Here is a 14,118-nt window from a genome sequence, read left to right as displayed (position 1 = left end):
CCCCCGGAGGACCTAGGCGAGGCCGGCGCGCTCCATGGCCTCGGTGCCGGCGCGCAGCGCGGTGATCCGCTCGTCGAGCGTGAAGCCCGCGGGCGCGAGGGTCAGGGTGGTGACACCTGCCGCCGCGTACGCCTGCATCCGGTCGGCGATCCGCTCGACCGGGCCCAGCAGCGCGGTCTGGTCGATCAGCGTGTGCGGGACGGCGGCGGCCGCGCCGGCCTTGTCGCCGTCGAGGTACTTGTCCTGGATCTCGGCGGCTTCCTTCTCGTAACCCATGCGCTGCGCGAGCTGGTTGTAGAAGTTCTGCTTCCGGCTGCCCATGCCGCCGACGTAGAGCGCCGTGTACGGCCGGAACATGTCGGCGAGGCCGGCGACGTCGTCGCCGACCGCGAGAGGCAGGGTCGGGCATACGTCGAACCCCTCCATCGCCTTGCCGGCCTTCTGACGGCCCGCGCGGATGTGCCGCAGCGCGGTGTCCTCGATGTGGTCCGCGGACGGGAAGATCAGCAGGGCGCCGTCGGCGATCTCACCGGTCTGTTCGAGATTCTTGGGACCGATCGCCGCGATGTAGAGCGGAATGTGCTCGCGCTGCGGGTGGACGGTGAGCTTGATCGGCTTGCCCGGACCGCCGGGCAGCGGCAGCGTCCAGTGCTCGCCCTCGTAGGAGAGACGCTCGCGGGACATCGCCCTGCGCACGATCTCGACGTACTCACGCGTGCGAGCGAGCGGCTTGTCGAACTTGACGCCGTACCAGCCCTCGGAGACCTGCGGCCCCGAGACGCCGAGCCCGAGACGGAACCGGCCGCCCGAGAGCGAGTCCAGCGTGGCCGCGGTCATCGCGGTCATGGCGGGCTGACGGGCCGGGATCTGCAGGATCGCGGAGCCGACGTCGATCCGTTCGGTCTGGGCGGCGACCCAGCTGAGCACGGTCGGGGCGTCGGAGCCGTACGCCTCCGCGGCCCAGCAGACGTCGTAGCCGAGCCTGTCGGCCTCCTGTGCGACGGCGAGGTTGTCGCCGTCCATGCCCGCGCCCCAGTAGCCGAGGTTGATGCCGAGCCGCATAACCGCTCCCTCTTACTGATCAGTAACGTGCCTGTGCCGGGACTCTAGCGCGCGGGCGGTTTTTCCGGGGAGGGGGCACGTTGTCCACAGGCTCTCTCAGGGTGCGCCTCTGGCCAGTAATCTCAGCGCCCATGGAGCAGAGGCATCTCGGCCGCACCGGCCTGCGCGTGTCCCGGATCGGGCTCGGCACCCTGACATGGGGCCGGGACACCGACGAACACGACGCCGCCGACCAGTTGAAGGTCTTCTGGGAGGCCGGCGGCACACTGATCGACACCGCCGACGTGTACGGCGGCGGAGAGGCCGAGTACCTGCTGGGCCGGTTGGTCGAACGGCTGGTGCCCCGGGGCGATCTGGTGATAGCCACGAAGGCCGGCAGCGTGCCGGATCCGGACCGGCGCTTCGACGGCTCGCGCGGCCATCTGCTCGCCGCGCTCGACGCGTCACTGGCGCGCCTCGGCACGGACTACGTGGACCTGTGGCAGATCCACGCCTTCGACCCCGGCACGCCGCTCGAGGAGACCCTCCAGGCACTGGACATCGCAGTCGGCAGTGGACGGGCGCGGTACGCGGGCGTGTCGAACTTCAGCGGCTGGCAGCTGGCGAAGGCGGCGACCTGGCAGCTCGCCGCGCCGGGGGTGCGCACCAGGTTGGCGAGTACGCAGATGGAGTACTCGCTCCTGCAGCGGGGCGTGGAGCGTGAGGTGCTGCCGGCGGCACTCGACCTGGGGGTGGGTCTGCTGCCGTCGTCGCCGCTCGGCCGGGGCGTGCTCACCGGGAAGTACCGGACCGCCACACCCTCGGACTCGCGGGGCGCCTCTGATCAGATGGCGCCCTTCGTGGCGCCGTACCTGGACCAGGCGGCGAGCAGCATCGTCGACGCGGTCGCGACGGCGGCGGACGGCCTGGCGGCGACGCCGCTGGAGGTGGCGCTGGCGTGGGTCCGTGACCGGCCGGGTGTGGTGGCGCCGATCGTCGGCGCGCGCAATGCCCAGCAGCTGAGCGCGGCGTTGTCAGTGGAGGCCCTTAGTCTTCCTGACGAGATCTGCCAGGCGCTCGACGACGTGTCGGCGCCCGTGCACCGCTATCCCGACCAGGACTGGAGCACGCTGTGACTGCGCGTTCCCGGGGGAACTCCCCCGGTTCCCCCGCCGACTCCACCCCTCCCCCGCCCGACCGCGCGGACGCGGCGGACGCCGAAGGCGCCGCGGGCGGGACCATGCAGGCGGGCGGCGGCGCCGAGGGGGCGCAGGCGGCAGGCGCGGCGGACACCGAAGGCGTCGTGACTGCGCAGGTGCAGCCCGCCGGCCGGCCGGCGGGCGAGGCCGCCGACGACGAGGCGGGCGCCGAAGGCACTGGTGGAGCACACGCCGAAGGAGTGGCGGACAGACCGGGCCGAGCGGCAGCCGTCCCGGACGACGGGGCACACACGGCCCACGCCGAGCAGGTCCCCCCGACCGACGAGACGCCCCCACCGGCGCAGGCAGCCGCCGGGACGAAGAACAAGGCCGCCCGCACCGGCGGGCCACACGCGGCACGCGTCGAGGACCCGGCTGGCCCGGCCGAAGCCCCCCCGACAACGACCGGAGACGCCGACGAGGCAACCGGCCCGGCCGAAGGCCCTCCCACGGCGGCCGGAGACGCCGGCGAGACCGCCCGCACCGAGGCGGCCGACGCCGCGCACGGCGCGGCCGACGGTTCCGGTACCGGCACGTCCGCCGACGCGGAGGGCGCCGCGGGCGGGGGGCCGAGTGAGGTCGAGGCCGAGATCGCCGCGCAGCGGGAGCTGCGGGAGCGGATCGAGCAGCGGAAGGCCGAACGGGAGGGGCCCATCGCCAGTGGGGCGAAGCTCAGTGGGAAGGCCGCCGATCTGCTCGCCGCGGTGCGGGCGGTGGAGAGCGGCGAGAAACCGAGCCCGGCCTCCTTCGGGTCGTCGGCGCCCGAGCCGCGGCGGGCCGCTCCCGCACCGGTTCCCGCCGCGCGGCCGGTGCGTCGGCAGCAGGCCGAGCCGGACCCTGTCACCGTGACCGCCGTGCGCAAGCTGCTCGTGAAGGGCGGCGCGCCCGAGGGCCTCGCCGGGCAGGCCGCCGAGGTCCTGGGTGAGACGGCCGGCGACGTTCTCGCGGAGGACCCCTGGCGGCTGCTCTCCGTGCCGGGGGTACGGCCGGAGCAGGCGGACGGGTTCGCCCGTGCGCTGCTCGGCCCGGAGGCCGGGCCAGGTGACGAGCGCCGGACCTCGGCGCTCGTCACCTGGCTGCTGGAGCGTGCCGCCCTGCTGGGGCACACGGCCCTCGAGGCACCGGCCGTCCGGGCCGCGCTTGCCGAGCGGTCGGTGCCCGATCCGGACGGTGCCGTCCAGCAAGCCGTCGCGGACGGCACCGTCCTGGTCTTCCAGGACGGGGTCGAAGAAGGCGGGGTCGAAGAGGACGAGGGCGAGGAGGACGAGGAGCACGGCGCCGTGCCCGTGCCCGTACTGCTGGGGCTCGACCGGTACGCGATGGCGGAGGAGAGCCTCGCGGACGGCCTGGCCAGACTGGTCAGGACCGGGCCGTCAGACCGCTGGGAGGGCCCGGAGCTCGTGCGGGCCGCGGGTGCGCACGGTCTGGTCGTGCACACCGGCGGTGAGGCCGCCCGCGCCGAGCCCGTCGCCCTCGCGCAGAGCGCTCGCCGCCTCGGTCTGCGGTCCGTCGTGGCCGTGCACACGGAGAACGGGGTGCGCCGGCTCGGACCGGAGGCCGGTGCCGTGACCGTCGCGGCGCTGCTGGACGGCTCCGCGGGGCCCGGCCGCGACGAGGACGGCGCGTTCGCGCTGGATCTGCTCGTCGTGCTGGACGCACCGCAGCTGGATGTGGAGGCCGCCGCGATGCTGGTGGAGTCCATGCCGGACGGCGGACGGCTGGTCCTCTGCGGCGACCCGAGGGTGCTCGCCGGTGCGGGCGCCGGCCGGGTGTTCCCGGACCTGCTGGCGGCCCGGGTGTGCCCGCAGGTCGCGTCGCGCACACCCGACCCCGGGCCGCTCGGCGAGCTGGTGTCGGGTATCGGCATCGGCGAGCTGAACCAGGTCGCGGCCCCGGACAAGGAGGTCGTGATCGTTCCGGTGCGGGACGCCGGCGAGGCCGTGCACCGTACGGTCCAGCTCGTCGCCGACTCGGTGCCGCGGGCCATCGGGGTGCCTGCGGAGCAGACCCAGGTGGTCACCGTGGGACACGGCGGCTCGGCGGGTACCCGCGAGCTCAACGCGGCGCTCAAGCAGCGCCTCAATCCCGGCGGCGGACGTTTCGCCGGCTTCGACCCCGGCGACCGGGTCGCCTACTCCCCGGCACCCGGCCGGACGCTCACCGGCACCGTCGTCTCCGGGGACGCGGCCGGACTGCACTTGGACTGCGAAGGCATCAGGACGGTCGTGCCGAGGGAACGGGTCGAGTCGGCGCTGCGCCACGGCTGGGCGCTGACCGCGCACCAGGCCGCCGGTATGCGCTGGCCGGCCGTGGTCGCCGTGTTGCCGGGAGACGCGGCACAGGCTCTGAGCAGGCCCTGGGTGTACACGGCGTTCGGCCGGGCCGCGCGGCATCTGTCGGTGGTGCACGGCGTGGACCGGGCGCTCCCGCAGGCGGTCGCCGAGCGCCCGGGCCCGGAGCGCACCACAAGGCTGCGGACCCTGCTGGAGGGCCTGCTCGCCGAGCCGGCGGCACAGCCGCAGTCGCAGGTCCCGGCTGAGACACGGCAGGCCCGGTGAACGGCACCGGCCCGGGACGACCGCACGGTCGTCCCGGGCCGGTGCGGGCGAAGGGCGGACGGCACAGGCCGGTCAGGACTCGTCGTCCGGTTCCACCAGCTCCTCGCGCAGTTCGTCCTCGTCGAACACAGAGCTGACGTCGAAGCGGCAGACGATCCGCTCAGGGTCGGCCTGGTCGAACGGGACACTCAGCCACTCCCCCGGCTCCGGAAGCTCGTCCGCCGCGGCCACCCACAGGGTGGAGTCGCCCTCCTCCAGACCGAACTCCTTGTGGCGAGACGCGATTTCGTCCGGCTCGAACTCGCCGAAGAGCACCCCCAGAGCCGCGTGCACGCTCGCGCCGACGACCGGCGCGGTCACCGCGTCCTCGTCACCGTCCTGATCGAAGTCCGCGATGCGCTGCGCCTGCGCCAGCAGCCGCTGCGGCTCCACCACGGCGTAGTCCCGGCGGATCAGCACGCTCAGGGCGTTCGGCTCCTCGGGTCCCGCATACGGCGGCAGGGAGTCGTCCGCGCCGGGGATCTCGAACGGGGTCACCTCGTCATAGCGGTCGTAGAGCCGCTCGTCGTACGCCTCGGCCGCCGCGGCGAGCGCGTTGAAGGCTTCGTAGACGGCCGGGTCGTCGTCTCCGGTGCGGTTCTCGACCGCCTCGAGGTGACGGTCCAGTGCGGCTTTGACCGCCTCGGCGGCGGCACGTACCTCGGCAGCGGTGGGCTGCGCAGCATCAGACATAGTGCAGACGCTATCCGTACCGGGGCGCTGCCCGCACAATAGATGCGATGCCGGAATATGAATTCGTCGACGTGTACGTACCGCGCGGGGTGTCCCGCAAGGAGGCGACGCGTCTGCTGACCGACCATGCCGAGTACGGACACTGGGAGTTGGACCGACTGACCTTGCACCGCGACGGCAGCCGCAGAGTGCGGCTGCGCCGGCGGATCATCCGCCAGGTGCGCGCCACCTGGTGATCAAGGTCGGAGCCCAGGGCCGGTGATCAAGGCCGGTGATCAGGCCGGGCGATCAAGGCCAGTGCCCAGGAGCACGGAGACGGAAGGAGCGGGCCCCGCGATGCGGGACCCGCTCCTCGACGTACGCCGAGCCCGGCCGCGGCCGGGTCCATGACCGGGACCGTTTCGAAGCGCGCCTAGGCGGCGGCGCGGGCCCGGCGGTAGAGCAGCGCACCGGCCAGCAGCAGGCCCACGCCTGCCGGCGCCGCGATGTCGAGCGCGTCCATGCCGGTCGCCGCGAGTTCACCGCCGCTGCCACCGGGCGTCACCGTCTGCGTGTCGGGCGTGTTCGGCTTGCTCGGGGTCTCCGGCGTCACCGGGGTCTCCGGCGTCACCGGCGTCTCCGGGGTCTCCGGCGTTTCCGGGGTCTCCGGCGTCACCGGGGTCTCCGGGGTCTCCGGGGTCTCCGGCGTCTCCGGCGTCTCCGGCGTCTCCGGCGTCACCGGGGTCTCCGGCGTGCCGGGCGGGGTGCCGCCCGAGTCGTTCGCGCAGGCGTTGCCGAACGCCGGGTTGAGCAGCCCGACGACGGTAACGCTGTTGCCGCAGGCGTTGACCGGGACGTCGACCGGCGCCTGGACGTTGTTGCCGGAGCCGACGCCGGGTGAGTTGCTCGTCGTACCGTCCGCTCCGGAGCCGCCACCGCCCGGGCCCGACCCCCCGGAGACGTTGGCGCAGTTGTTGCCGAACGCCGGGTTGAGCAGCCCGACGACGTTCACGGTGTTGCCGCAGACGTTGACCGGGACGTGCACCGGCGCCTGGATCGAGTTGCCGGACGCTACGCCCGGTGAGTTCGACGCTTCTCCGTGCGCCCCGGCGTCCGCCTGCGCGTAGCCGCCGCCGAGGGCGAGTACCCCGCCTGCGGCAGCCACGGTGATCAGACCTTTGCGCGTGACTTGTCGCATGTCCTGATGCCCTGCCTTCCCACTTCACGAATACCCCTGGGCCCATGCCCGGGGTTGGAAGAAACGGGCGGCTCCGGAGTGCATGGCGCGCACTCCGGAGCCGCCCGGATTCACTGCCGGCCCGCTATGGGCGGGCCGCGATGTCAGGCGTTGACGCAGGTGTTGCCGAAGGCGGGGTTCAGCAGGCCGATGACGTCGACCGTGTTGCCGCAGACGTTCACGGGCACGTGGACCGGCACCTGGAGCAGGTTGCCCGACAGGACGCCGGGGGAGTACGCAGCGGCACCGTGAGCGCCCGCATCGGCCATGGCCATGCCCGCACCGGCGAGCAGCAGACCGCTGGTGGCAGCCGCAGTCGCGACGACCTTCTTGATCATTATTCCTCCTGTTGGCAATTGCGGTCCCAGCCGCGGACCGCAATACCTGTAACGAGGAGGAACCACCGGAGCTACGACCCGTCACCCCCATTCACTCTTTCCAGTCACGTACGCACGTGCTGACGATTATCGGAGCGCCCTCCGAGATCCCCGGGAACGCCCCGGAGAGCCGGCCTCAGCACCTGTCGATCCGGGTCGGCACCGGGCAAGCCGGGGAGGCACGTGGCGAGCCGGGGAGGCACGTGGCGATGCAGGCCGGCACCGGCCCCTTCAGCACTGGTCGATGAACCGGTCGAGGACCCGCACGCCGAACTTCAGGCCGTCCACCGGCACCCGCTCGTCCACGCCGTGGAACATCCCGGCGAAGTCCAGCTCCGGCGGCAGCTTGAGCGGGGCGAAGCCGAAGCAGCGGATGCCGAGGTCGTCGAAGGACTTGGCGTCGGTACCGCCCGAGAGCATGTACGGCACGGCCCTCGCGATCGGGTCCTCCGCCTTCAGCGCCACTTGCATGGCGTCCACCAGCGCCCCGTCGAAGCTGGTCTCCAGTGCCTTGTCGCCGTGCACGTCCTCGCGCCTGACCCGGGGCCCGAGCAGCCGGTCCAGCTCCGCGAGGAACTCCTCCTCGTAGCCCGGCAGGAAGCGGCCGTCCACGTGTGCGGTCGCCTGACCGGGGATGACGTTCACCTTGTAGCCGGCGCCGAGCATGGTGGGCGCCGCGGAGTTGCGCAGGGTGGCGCCGACCATCTTGGCGATGCCGCCCAGCTTGGCAAGGGTGGCGTCCATGTCCTCGGGGTCCAGTGGCGTGCCGAGGGCGTCGGACAGTTCGTCGAGGAAGGACCGTACGGTCTTGGTGACCCTGACCGGCCAGGTGTGGCGGCCGAGCCGGCCGACGGCCTCGCACAGCTCGGTGATGGCGTTGTCGTTGTTGGTCATCGAGCCGTGACCGGCCGTGCCGTCCACGGTCAGGCGCATCCAGTGCATTCCCTTCTGCGCCGTCTCCACGAGATACAGCCGCAGGTTCTCGTTGACGGTGAAGGAGAAGCCGCCGACCTCGCCGATGGCCTCGGTGACGCCCTCGAAGAGTCCCGGGTGCTTGTCGACCAGGTAGCGGGCGCCGTAGGTGCCACCGGCCTCCTCGTCGGCGAGGAAGGCGAGGACGATGTCGCGCGGCGGCTTGCGACCGCTGCGCAGCCTGTCCCGCACGACGGCGAGGGTCATGGCGTCCATGTCCTTCATGTCGACCGCGCCCCGGCCCCACACGCAGTCCTCGGCGATCTCGCCGGAGAACGGGTGGTGGGTCCAGTCGTCCGCGTTCGCGGGCACGACGTCGAGGTGGCCGTGGATGAGCAGCGCGGGCCGGGACGGGTCCTCGCCCTCGATTCGGGCCACCGTGGACGCGCGCCCCTTGTGGGACTCGAGGATCTGCGGCTCCAGCCCGACCTCGGCGAGCTTTTCTGCGACGTACTCGGCCGCGGCGCGCTCGCCCGGTCCTGAGTGGTCGCCGTAGTTGCTGGTGTCGATCCTGATCAGCTCACGGCAGAGATCGACGACCTCGTCCTCGCCCGTGACCGCCCGGGCCGTGTTCGACTCGCTCACGCTGATTCCTCCCGCTGTCGCTGCTGGTGGTCGGGGCTCATCCTCTCGCCATCGTGCCTCGCCGCCCAAGGGCGGCCACCGGCCTTCGCCCGGCGGGCGGCGGTACGGGGGTGTGATCGGGCGGGGTCGAATGTTTGCTATGGTTTTCCACGTCGGAACGGCCCAGGGCCGCGAGACAGACACCTGGTCCGGGTGGCGGAATGGCAGACGCGCTAGCTTGAGGTGCTAGTGCCCTTTATCGGGCGTGGGGGTTCAAGTCCCCCCTCGGACACCAGCTAAGACCCCTGTTCATCAGGGGTTTTTTGCTTTTCTGGGCGGCGGCGTGACCAACCACGTGACCAACGGCCCAGAGATTCCCCAGGTCAGGCCAGGGATGACAGGCTGAGTCGGCCCGCCCAGAAGGCGGCCGGTCGGCGCATCCTTACGTGAGTGGCCCTACCGGGCCATCGTGTAGCCCGGCGAGTGGTGCCGGACCGGCAGCGGTGGTCGCCCGAGCAGATCTGTCACGCTCTGGTCATGGAGTTCCCCGACGACAAGAGCATGCGGGTGAGTCCGGAGACGATCAGGCGATCTACGTCCAGGCCGTCGGGGGCCGTTGCCATGCACAGGGCTGTCAGGTGCTGACCTCGGAGCGCAACAGGACCGGTGGTCGAACGCCGGTAAGTGACTCCGCCCGAGCGAGAAGGCGCGGGGCCAAGTCGGGGTACCAGCCACGGGCTACGGCTTGCAGCATCTCCGCCAGGGCAGCGAGTTCTCCGACTCGGCCGGCTGGGGTGTACAGGACCGAAGCGAACTCCATCCGGATACGGTCCGCCACGTCGGGAATGAAAAGGCTGTTCGCGTGGAGCAGACCCGCGTCGTAGCCGTAGGGCACGCGGCCCCACCGCTCCCAGTCCAGCAGGGTGAGGGGCATAGCCGTGAGGTTGCCCCAGTGCGGGTCACCGTGACCAGTCACCCGCTCGATCTTGGCAGGGGCCGGGATGCCGAGGAACTGGGGGAAGGCGCGTTGGATCCAGCCATCCCGGACAGTGGCCTTCACCCCCTCCGCCTCAGCGAGCAGGGCCAGGGCTCGGCGCAGGTCTGCCACCACTCGTCAGGCAAGTGGGGGTCGCGGTGCAGGTCGGCCCGCTCCGAGGACACGACGGGATGTGTCACGTAGTCGAGGACTTCGGCCTCGAAGGCCCACTCGCTGTCGGTCCAGTCGTACACCTCGTACAGGCGCGGGCGCGGGACCGCGTCAGGCACCAGCAAGGAGGCCCCCACGATGCCCTCCCCCTGCTTCCTGCCCGCGTTCCTCTCGGCGGTCCGGCTTACCCGGAGCCACCGGTCGCCGGACTGCCGACCGAGGGTTACACCCTGGAAGCCCCACGCCCGTGGACCCGTGCATGTGAGACCCAGCGCCGTGGCCGCCCGTTCGTGAGCGGCCTCCATCAGGGTCTGTACGTCCTCACTCGGCGGCGAGTTCATCGGTCACCCTCCTCAGTTCCTCGACCGTCAGGGGTGCAGCCAGAGCCTTCGCCGCATCGTCCCAGTGTTCGCGCGTGCTCGCGGAAGTCAGGACGACATCGAGGCCGGGGCACGATCCGGCAGTCAGCAGGGCAGCGGCTGCGGCCGACAGGCCAGGGCGGATGAAGTTCACCAGTTCAGGTGTCATGGCCTCCAGCAGCTCGCCACCGTGCAAAGGAGCGGAACCGAACGTGATCAGCCCCGCGTCCTTCGCCTGCACCAAGGGTCCGCCGCCGCCCAGCGCCCGCCTGATCAGATCATCCATGATCAGACTGACGGGCATCTGCAACCCCATGAAGTGGTGCTCGGCGGGGCCCGCCGCCTGTCGGGCGAGGGCGAGCAATTCGGGAACCGTGAACGCTTCGGAGGTCAGGCCCGTCCAGGTGGCGACGCCGTACCCACCGATCCTGCCCGCCTGGGAGAACTCCTCCAACGCCGTGAAGGCTTCCCGCATACGCCAGTGCAGAGCAGTCCGGTCAAGGCCGTGCCCGTGGTACTCAGGGTTGTGCACGAACACCAGGTCCACGCGGCCGAGCACGGCCAACGAGCGCTCCGTCTGCCAGTGGACGAACCCCGGTTCAAGGCTGTGCCGGCTGGCCGCCTCTTCCCGGGGCGTCATGGGACTGGCGGAACGACGCAAGACCCTGGTTACAGTCAGGAGAAATTGGCCGAGTTACTTGGCGTGGACCGCACAACGGTCGGACGCTGGGAGAGCGGCAGGATCGCACCGCAGCCGCCTCAGCGGCCAGGCTTGGCAGCCGCCCTCGAAGTGAGCCTTCAAGAGCTGAACGCCCTTCTGACACAGCCACGAGCCATTAGCCGGACGACCAGATGGCAGCAGCCCAGTGACCCCCCGAGTGCGGGAGACCCAGACGAAGTGATCCGCCGCGAATTCCTCCGCATCCTCACCGTCAGAGGGGCGCTGACCACCCTGCCGTTGGACGAGGCGGAAGCCCTCTCCGACGGGGTCCTCAGGGGCGCACCCAGCGACTTCGCGCGGATGAACGGTCACCTCTGGCAGGTCTACCAACTGGCCCGGTCCAAGGGGTCCGTCTACCCCATCGTCCGCGACCAAATGAGCACCCTGAACGAGGCCCTCGCGGCCGACACCCGAGGCAACTCCCGCCCGCTCCTGAGCGCGGCAGCAGACCTCTTCCAACTGGCCGGGGAAGTTGCCTTCGACGCGAACCGGTACACCGACGCGGCTGCCTCCTACGCCCTTGCAGCGTCCGTCAGCAGGGACGCCGGAGCCTACGACCTGTGGGCGTGTGCACTCGTCCGGCACGCCTACGTGGACATGTCGGAGCAGCGCTACCGGCAGGCGGCCCAGGTCCTGGGCGCCGCTGATCGGCTGGCCGGGCGAGGTGACAGTAACCTCGCCACGCGGCATCGGGTCGCCGCAGTCCAGGCGGAGGCGTACGCCGGCTTGGGCGACCTCCCCGCATGCGAGCGCGCCTTGGACCTGGCGGAGCACGTCATAAACCTGAGCGCGGGCAGCACCAACGGCGGATGGCTGCGGTTCGACGGGACGCGATTGGCCGAGGAACGGGGAGCCCGCTACGTCCAGCTCGGACGGCTCGACCTGGCAGAGGAAGCGTTGAGGCGGGCACTGGAGCAGACCGCCCTTGCCTCCGGGCAGTCCTACCGGCGGCGCGGCGCCGTCCTGACCGACCTCGCCGCCATCGGCGCCAAGCGGCGAGACCCCGAACACGTCGTCGCTTACGGCCGGGAAGCCCTGCTCCTGGCCCAAGCTTCATCCTCCGGATACGTCGCCCGTAGACTCCAGACCCTGTGCGACGAGTTCGGCCCCCTGAACAGGGACCACCGCGTAGCGGAGCTGGGGGCGGAGATCGCCGCGCTCAGCACGCCATGACGAGAGGGGTTGGCATGTCGCAGACCGAAGGCGCCCGGATTTTCCGGGAAGCCTGGATCGCGGGAGTGCACCAGCACTTCCCAGGGGAGCCGAAGGCCGGGTACGTGACGCCTTGGGATGACACTCCGCAGTGGGAGCGCGAGGCCGCAGGCTCGGTCTACTAGCCAGGTCCGGCAGTTCATCGAGATCAGCGGCGGGCACGCGTCGAGGCTGTCCCGCGAGCAGAAGAGTCGGTTCGTCGCGACGTGCTGGACCGCTCAGATGTTCAAGCACTTCGAGGACCCCAAGCCGGGATACGTGGCCGACTGGCCCGACCTGCCTAAGTGGCAGCAGGAGACCGACGCCGACATCTTCGAGGCCATCGAGAATGCCTGATCGAGCGGGCGAGATCGCCCGTCCCGGCCAGGTTGAGCACGTGACCAACGGGTAACCAACGAGCGTCCTGAGGCGGCCTGAAGCAGCAGGAAAAGACAGGAAGAGCAGGACTGCCGAACCCCTGCCACGACAGGTATTCCCGCAGGTCAGAACGCCTATGAGCTGGTGCCGGAGTGGAGAGTTCAAGTCCCCCCTCGGGCACCGGCTGAGACCCCGGTTCATCTGGGGTCTTTCTGTTTCCCGGGCAGTGGTGTGACCGCCCGCGCCACAAACGGCCCGGCGAATCCCCAGGTCGAACCAGGGGCGACAGGCCGGGCCGCGTCGGAGGCGGGCGGCGAGCTTCCCCGCTCCGTCCTTACGCGAGTGCCCGTACCGGGCCGTCGCGCAGCCCGGCGAGTGGTGCCGGACGTTCGCCGGCTTCGGGACATCCACCAGTCCGACCCGACGGGAGGAGCCCGCAGCCGTACCGTGTGACGTCCAGGACGCGGTTGTCCTCCCCGGCCCGGAATGTTTCCCGGGACACCCCAGGCGAACCGATGGTTCCGCAGTGCGGCCGCACAGGTGTTACGTTGCACCAGACCGTCCAGACGGTCGGTCGGTGGATCGGACGAGAGAGACAGGCGGAACGGTGCGCGATCGACTCCTCGATGCTGTGGAGCGACTGCTGGTGAACGGCGGTGTGGACGCCGTCCGGCTGGACGCCGTCGCAGCGGAGGCGGGCGTGAGCAAGGGTGGTCTGCTCCACCACTTCCCGAGCAAGCACGCGCTGGTCGCAGGTGTGGTGCAGCGGCTGGTCGACAGGTTCGAGGCGGGGCTGCCGGGCCCGGGAGCGCCCCCCGGCGCGTTCACCACCGCCTGGCTCGACGCCTCGATCCCGCAGGAGTCGCCCGAGCACGGCGGGGCCGACCCCGATGCGATGCCCATGGCGCTGCTCGCCGCGGCCGCGGGGCCGGAAGTGCTTGATGTCCTGCAGCGCCACTACCGCGAGTGGCAGGAACGGCTGGACACGGACGGGCTGCCGCCCGGTGTCAGCGCCCTGGTGCGCATGACCGTGGACGGCTGGTGGACCGCGCGACTGCTCGGCCTCGCGCCACCCCGAGGCGCGGCGCACACCGAACTGCGCACAATGGTCCGCGAACTCATCGACACGGGGCGGGTCGGCACGGCGCATGCCGGCGCGGGCCCCGGCGGCGCGAGGCATGCCGGCACAAGTCCCGGCGGCAGCGCACACGCGGGCCCCGTCGGCACAGGCGGCCATGCCGCAGGCGACGACGACGCGGGCGTCAAGGGCGCAGATCCCGTGGACACGGACGGGGCGGTGCACTGATGGGGGTACTGCTGGTCGCGGGAGCGATCGTCTCCGAGGTGATCGCGACCCTCTCGCTCCGTGCCTCGCACGGCCTGACCCGCCTCGGCCCGACCGCCCTGGTGGTCGTCGGTTACGGTGTCGCGTTCGTGATGCTGGCGCAGGCGCTCAAGACGCTCAACGTCGGCCCGGTGTACGCGGTCTGGTCCGGTGTCGGCACGGTGGGAGCGTTCCTGGGCGGCGTCGTCCTCTTCGACGAACCGGTCAAGCCGGCCACACTCATCGGGATCGCCCTCGTCATCATCGGCGTCGTCGTGATGTACGTCGGCGGCGGGATGGAGCACTGATGCGGGCACGCTCTCGCATGGGCATACGATC

The 14,118-nt window shown here is 71.3% G+C and carries 14 protein-coding genes, 1 tRNA gene and 2 pseudogenes; 9 read left to right on the top strand and 8 right to left on the bottom strand.

The window, feature by feature from the left end; translation table 11 throughout:
* Positions 1-12: 12 nt before the first annotated feature.
* Positions 13-1,062, bottom strand: coding sequence for an LLM class F420-dependent oxidoreductase (locus tag AB0903_RS01880; protein ID WP_366697948.1), 1,050 nt, complete (start codon positions 1,060-1,062; stop codon positions 13-15).
* Positions 1,063-1,193: 131 nt separating this feature from the next.
* Between AB0903_RS01880 and AB0903_RS01875 the strand changes: the two genes are divergently transcribed.
* Positions 1,194-2,177 carry an aldo/keto reductase gene (locus tag AB0903_RS01875; RefSeq protein ID WP_366697946.1) on the top strand — a complete coding sequence of 328 codons (984 nt, stop codon included), beginning with the start codon at positions 1,194-1,196 and terminating at the stop codon, positions 2,175-2,177.
* Positions 2,174-4,798 (top strand): helix-hairpin-helix domain-containing protein, encoded by a 2,625-nt coding sequence (locus AB0903_RS01870; RefSeq protein ID WP_366697944.1) that lies wholly within the window; start codon positions 2,174-2,176, stop codon positions 4,796-4,798. The genes AB0903_RS01875 and AB0903_RS01870 overlap by 4 nt, the downstream gene beginning before the upstream one ends.
* 72 nt (positions 4,799-4,870) lie before the next feature.
* On the opposite strand, the gene AB0903_RS01865 is transcribed toward AB0903_RS01870, so the two are convergent.
* The gene (locus AB0903_RS01865; RefSeq protein WP_366697942.1) at positions 4,871-5,530 is read right to left on the bottom strand and encodes a hypothetical protein; all 660 of its coding nucleotides are present in this window, start codon (positions 5,528-5,530) and stop codon (positions 4,871-4,873) included.
* Between the two features lie 47 nt (positions 5,531-5,577).
* Here AB0903_RS01865 and AB0903_RS01860 point away from each other — a divergent pair, with 47 nt between their 5' ends.
* Positions 5,578-5,766: a DUF5703 family protein gene (locus AB0903_RS01860; RefSeq protein WP_100106356.1), complete on the top strand. Its 189-nt coding sequence runs from the start codon at positions 5,578-5,580 to the stop codon at positions 5,764-5,766.
* A gap of 176 nt (positions 5,767-5,942) precedes the next feature.
* Here the strand turns inward: AB0903_RS01860 and AB0903_RS01855 are convergent, their stop codons facing one another.
* The 3 genes from AB0903_RS01855 to AB0903_RS01845 form a co-directional block, all read right to left on the bottom strand.
* Positions 5,943-6,707 (bottom strand): chaplin, encoded by a 765-nt coding sequence (locus AB0903_RS01855; RefSeq protein ID WP_366697940.1) that lies wholly within the window; start codon positions 6,705-6,707, stop codon positions 5,943-5,945.
* 143 nt (positions 6,708-6,850) lie between these two features.
* Complete coding sequence (locus AB0903_RS01850; RefSeq protein WP_366697938.1) at positions 6,851-7,084, bottom strand: chaplin; 234 nt, start codon at positions 7,082-7,084, stop codon at positions 6,851-6,853.
* Between the two features lie 270 nt (positions 7,085-7,354).
* The gene (locus AB0903_RS01845) at positions 7,355-8,680 is read right to left on the bottom strand and encodes a M20/M25/M40 family metallo-hydrolase (protein ID WP_366697936.1); all 1,326 of its coding nucleotides are present in this window, start codon (positions 8,678-8,680) and stop codon (positions 7,355-7,357) included.
* A gap of 186 nt (positions 8,681-8,866) precedes the next feature.
* Between AB0903_RS01845 and AB0903_RS01840 the strand changes: the two genes are divergently transcribed.
* Positions 8,867-8,954, top strand: a tRNA-Leu gene (locus AB0903_RS01840).
* 176 nt (positions 8,955-9,130) lie between these two features.
* Positions 9,131-9,273: pseudogene (locus AB0903_RS01835) on the top strand (IS30 family transposase); the annotation flags it as partial.
* Positions 9,274-9,293: 20 nt separating this feature from the next.
* On the opposite strand, the gene AB0903_RS01830 reads toward AB0903_RS01835, so the two are convergent.
* The 3 genes from AB0903_RS01830 to AB0903_RS01820 form a co-directional block, all read right to left on the bottom strand.
* A complete protein-coding gene (locus AB0903_RS01830) occupies positions 9,294-9,719 on the bottom strand; it encodes a hypothetical protein (RefSeq protein WP_366698428.1) in 426 nt (141 codons plus the stop codon).
* Complete coding sequence (locus AB0903_RS01825) at positions 9,716-9,943, bottom strand: hypothetical protein (protein ID WP_366697934.1); 228 nt, start codon at positions 9,941-9,943, stop codon at positions 9,716-9,718. Before AB0903_RS01825 ends, AB0903_RS01830 begins: the two co-directional genes overlap by 4 nt.
* 184 nt (positions 9,944-10,127) lie before the next feature.
* Positions 10,128-10,724: a hypothetical protein gene (locus AB0903_RS01820; RefSeq protein ID WP_366698385.1), complete on the bottom strand. Its 597-nt coding sequence runs from the start codon at positions 10,722-10,724 to the stop codon at positions 10,128-10,130.
* A 144-nt stretch (positions 10,725-10,868) separates the two neighbouring features.
* Between AB0903_RS01820 and AB0903_RS01815 the strand changes: the two genes are divergently transcribed.
* From AB0903_RS01815 to AB0903_RS01800, 4 genes and pseudogenes are all read left to right on the top strand, one after another.
* The gene (locus AB0903_RS01815; protein ID WP_366697932.1) at positions 10,869-12,059 is read left to right on the top strand and encodes a transcriptional regulator; all 1,191 of its coding nucleotides are present in this window, start codon (positions 10,869-10,871) and stop codon (positions 12,057-12,059) included.
* A 14-nt stretch (positions 12,060-12,073) separates the two neighbouring features.
* Positions 12,074-12,434 (top strand): annotated as a pseudogene (locus AB0903_RS01810) (hypothetical protein).
* 628 nt (positions 12,435-13,062) lie between these two features.
* On the top strand, positions 13,063-13,761 hold the full coding sequence (locus AB0903_RS01805; protein WP_366697930.1) for a TetR/AcrR family transcriptional regulator: 699 nt from the start codon (positions 13,063-13,065) through the stop codon (positions 13,759-13,761).
* On the top strand, positions 13,761-14,087 hold the full coding sequence (locus AB0903_RS01800) for a multidrug efflux SMR transporter (RefSeq protein WP_366697928.1): 327 nt from the start codon (positions 13,761-13,763) through the stop codon (positions 14,085-14,087). Before AB0903_RS01805 ends, AB0903_RS01800 begins: the two co-directional genes overlap by 1 nt.
* Positions 14,088-14,118 lie beyond the last annotated feature (31 nt).

Origin of the sequence: Streptomyces sp. NPDC048389 (assembly GCF_040706335.1) — a bacterium.
Lineage (GTDB): Bacteria > Actinomycetota > Actinomycetes > Streptomycetales > Streptomycetaceae > Streptomyces.
This window is presented reverse-complemented; position numbering and strand designations above follow the sequence as displayed.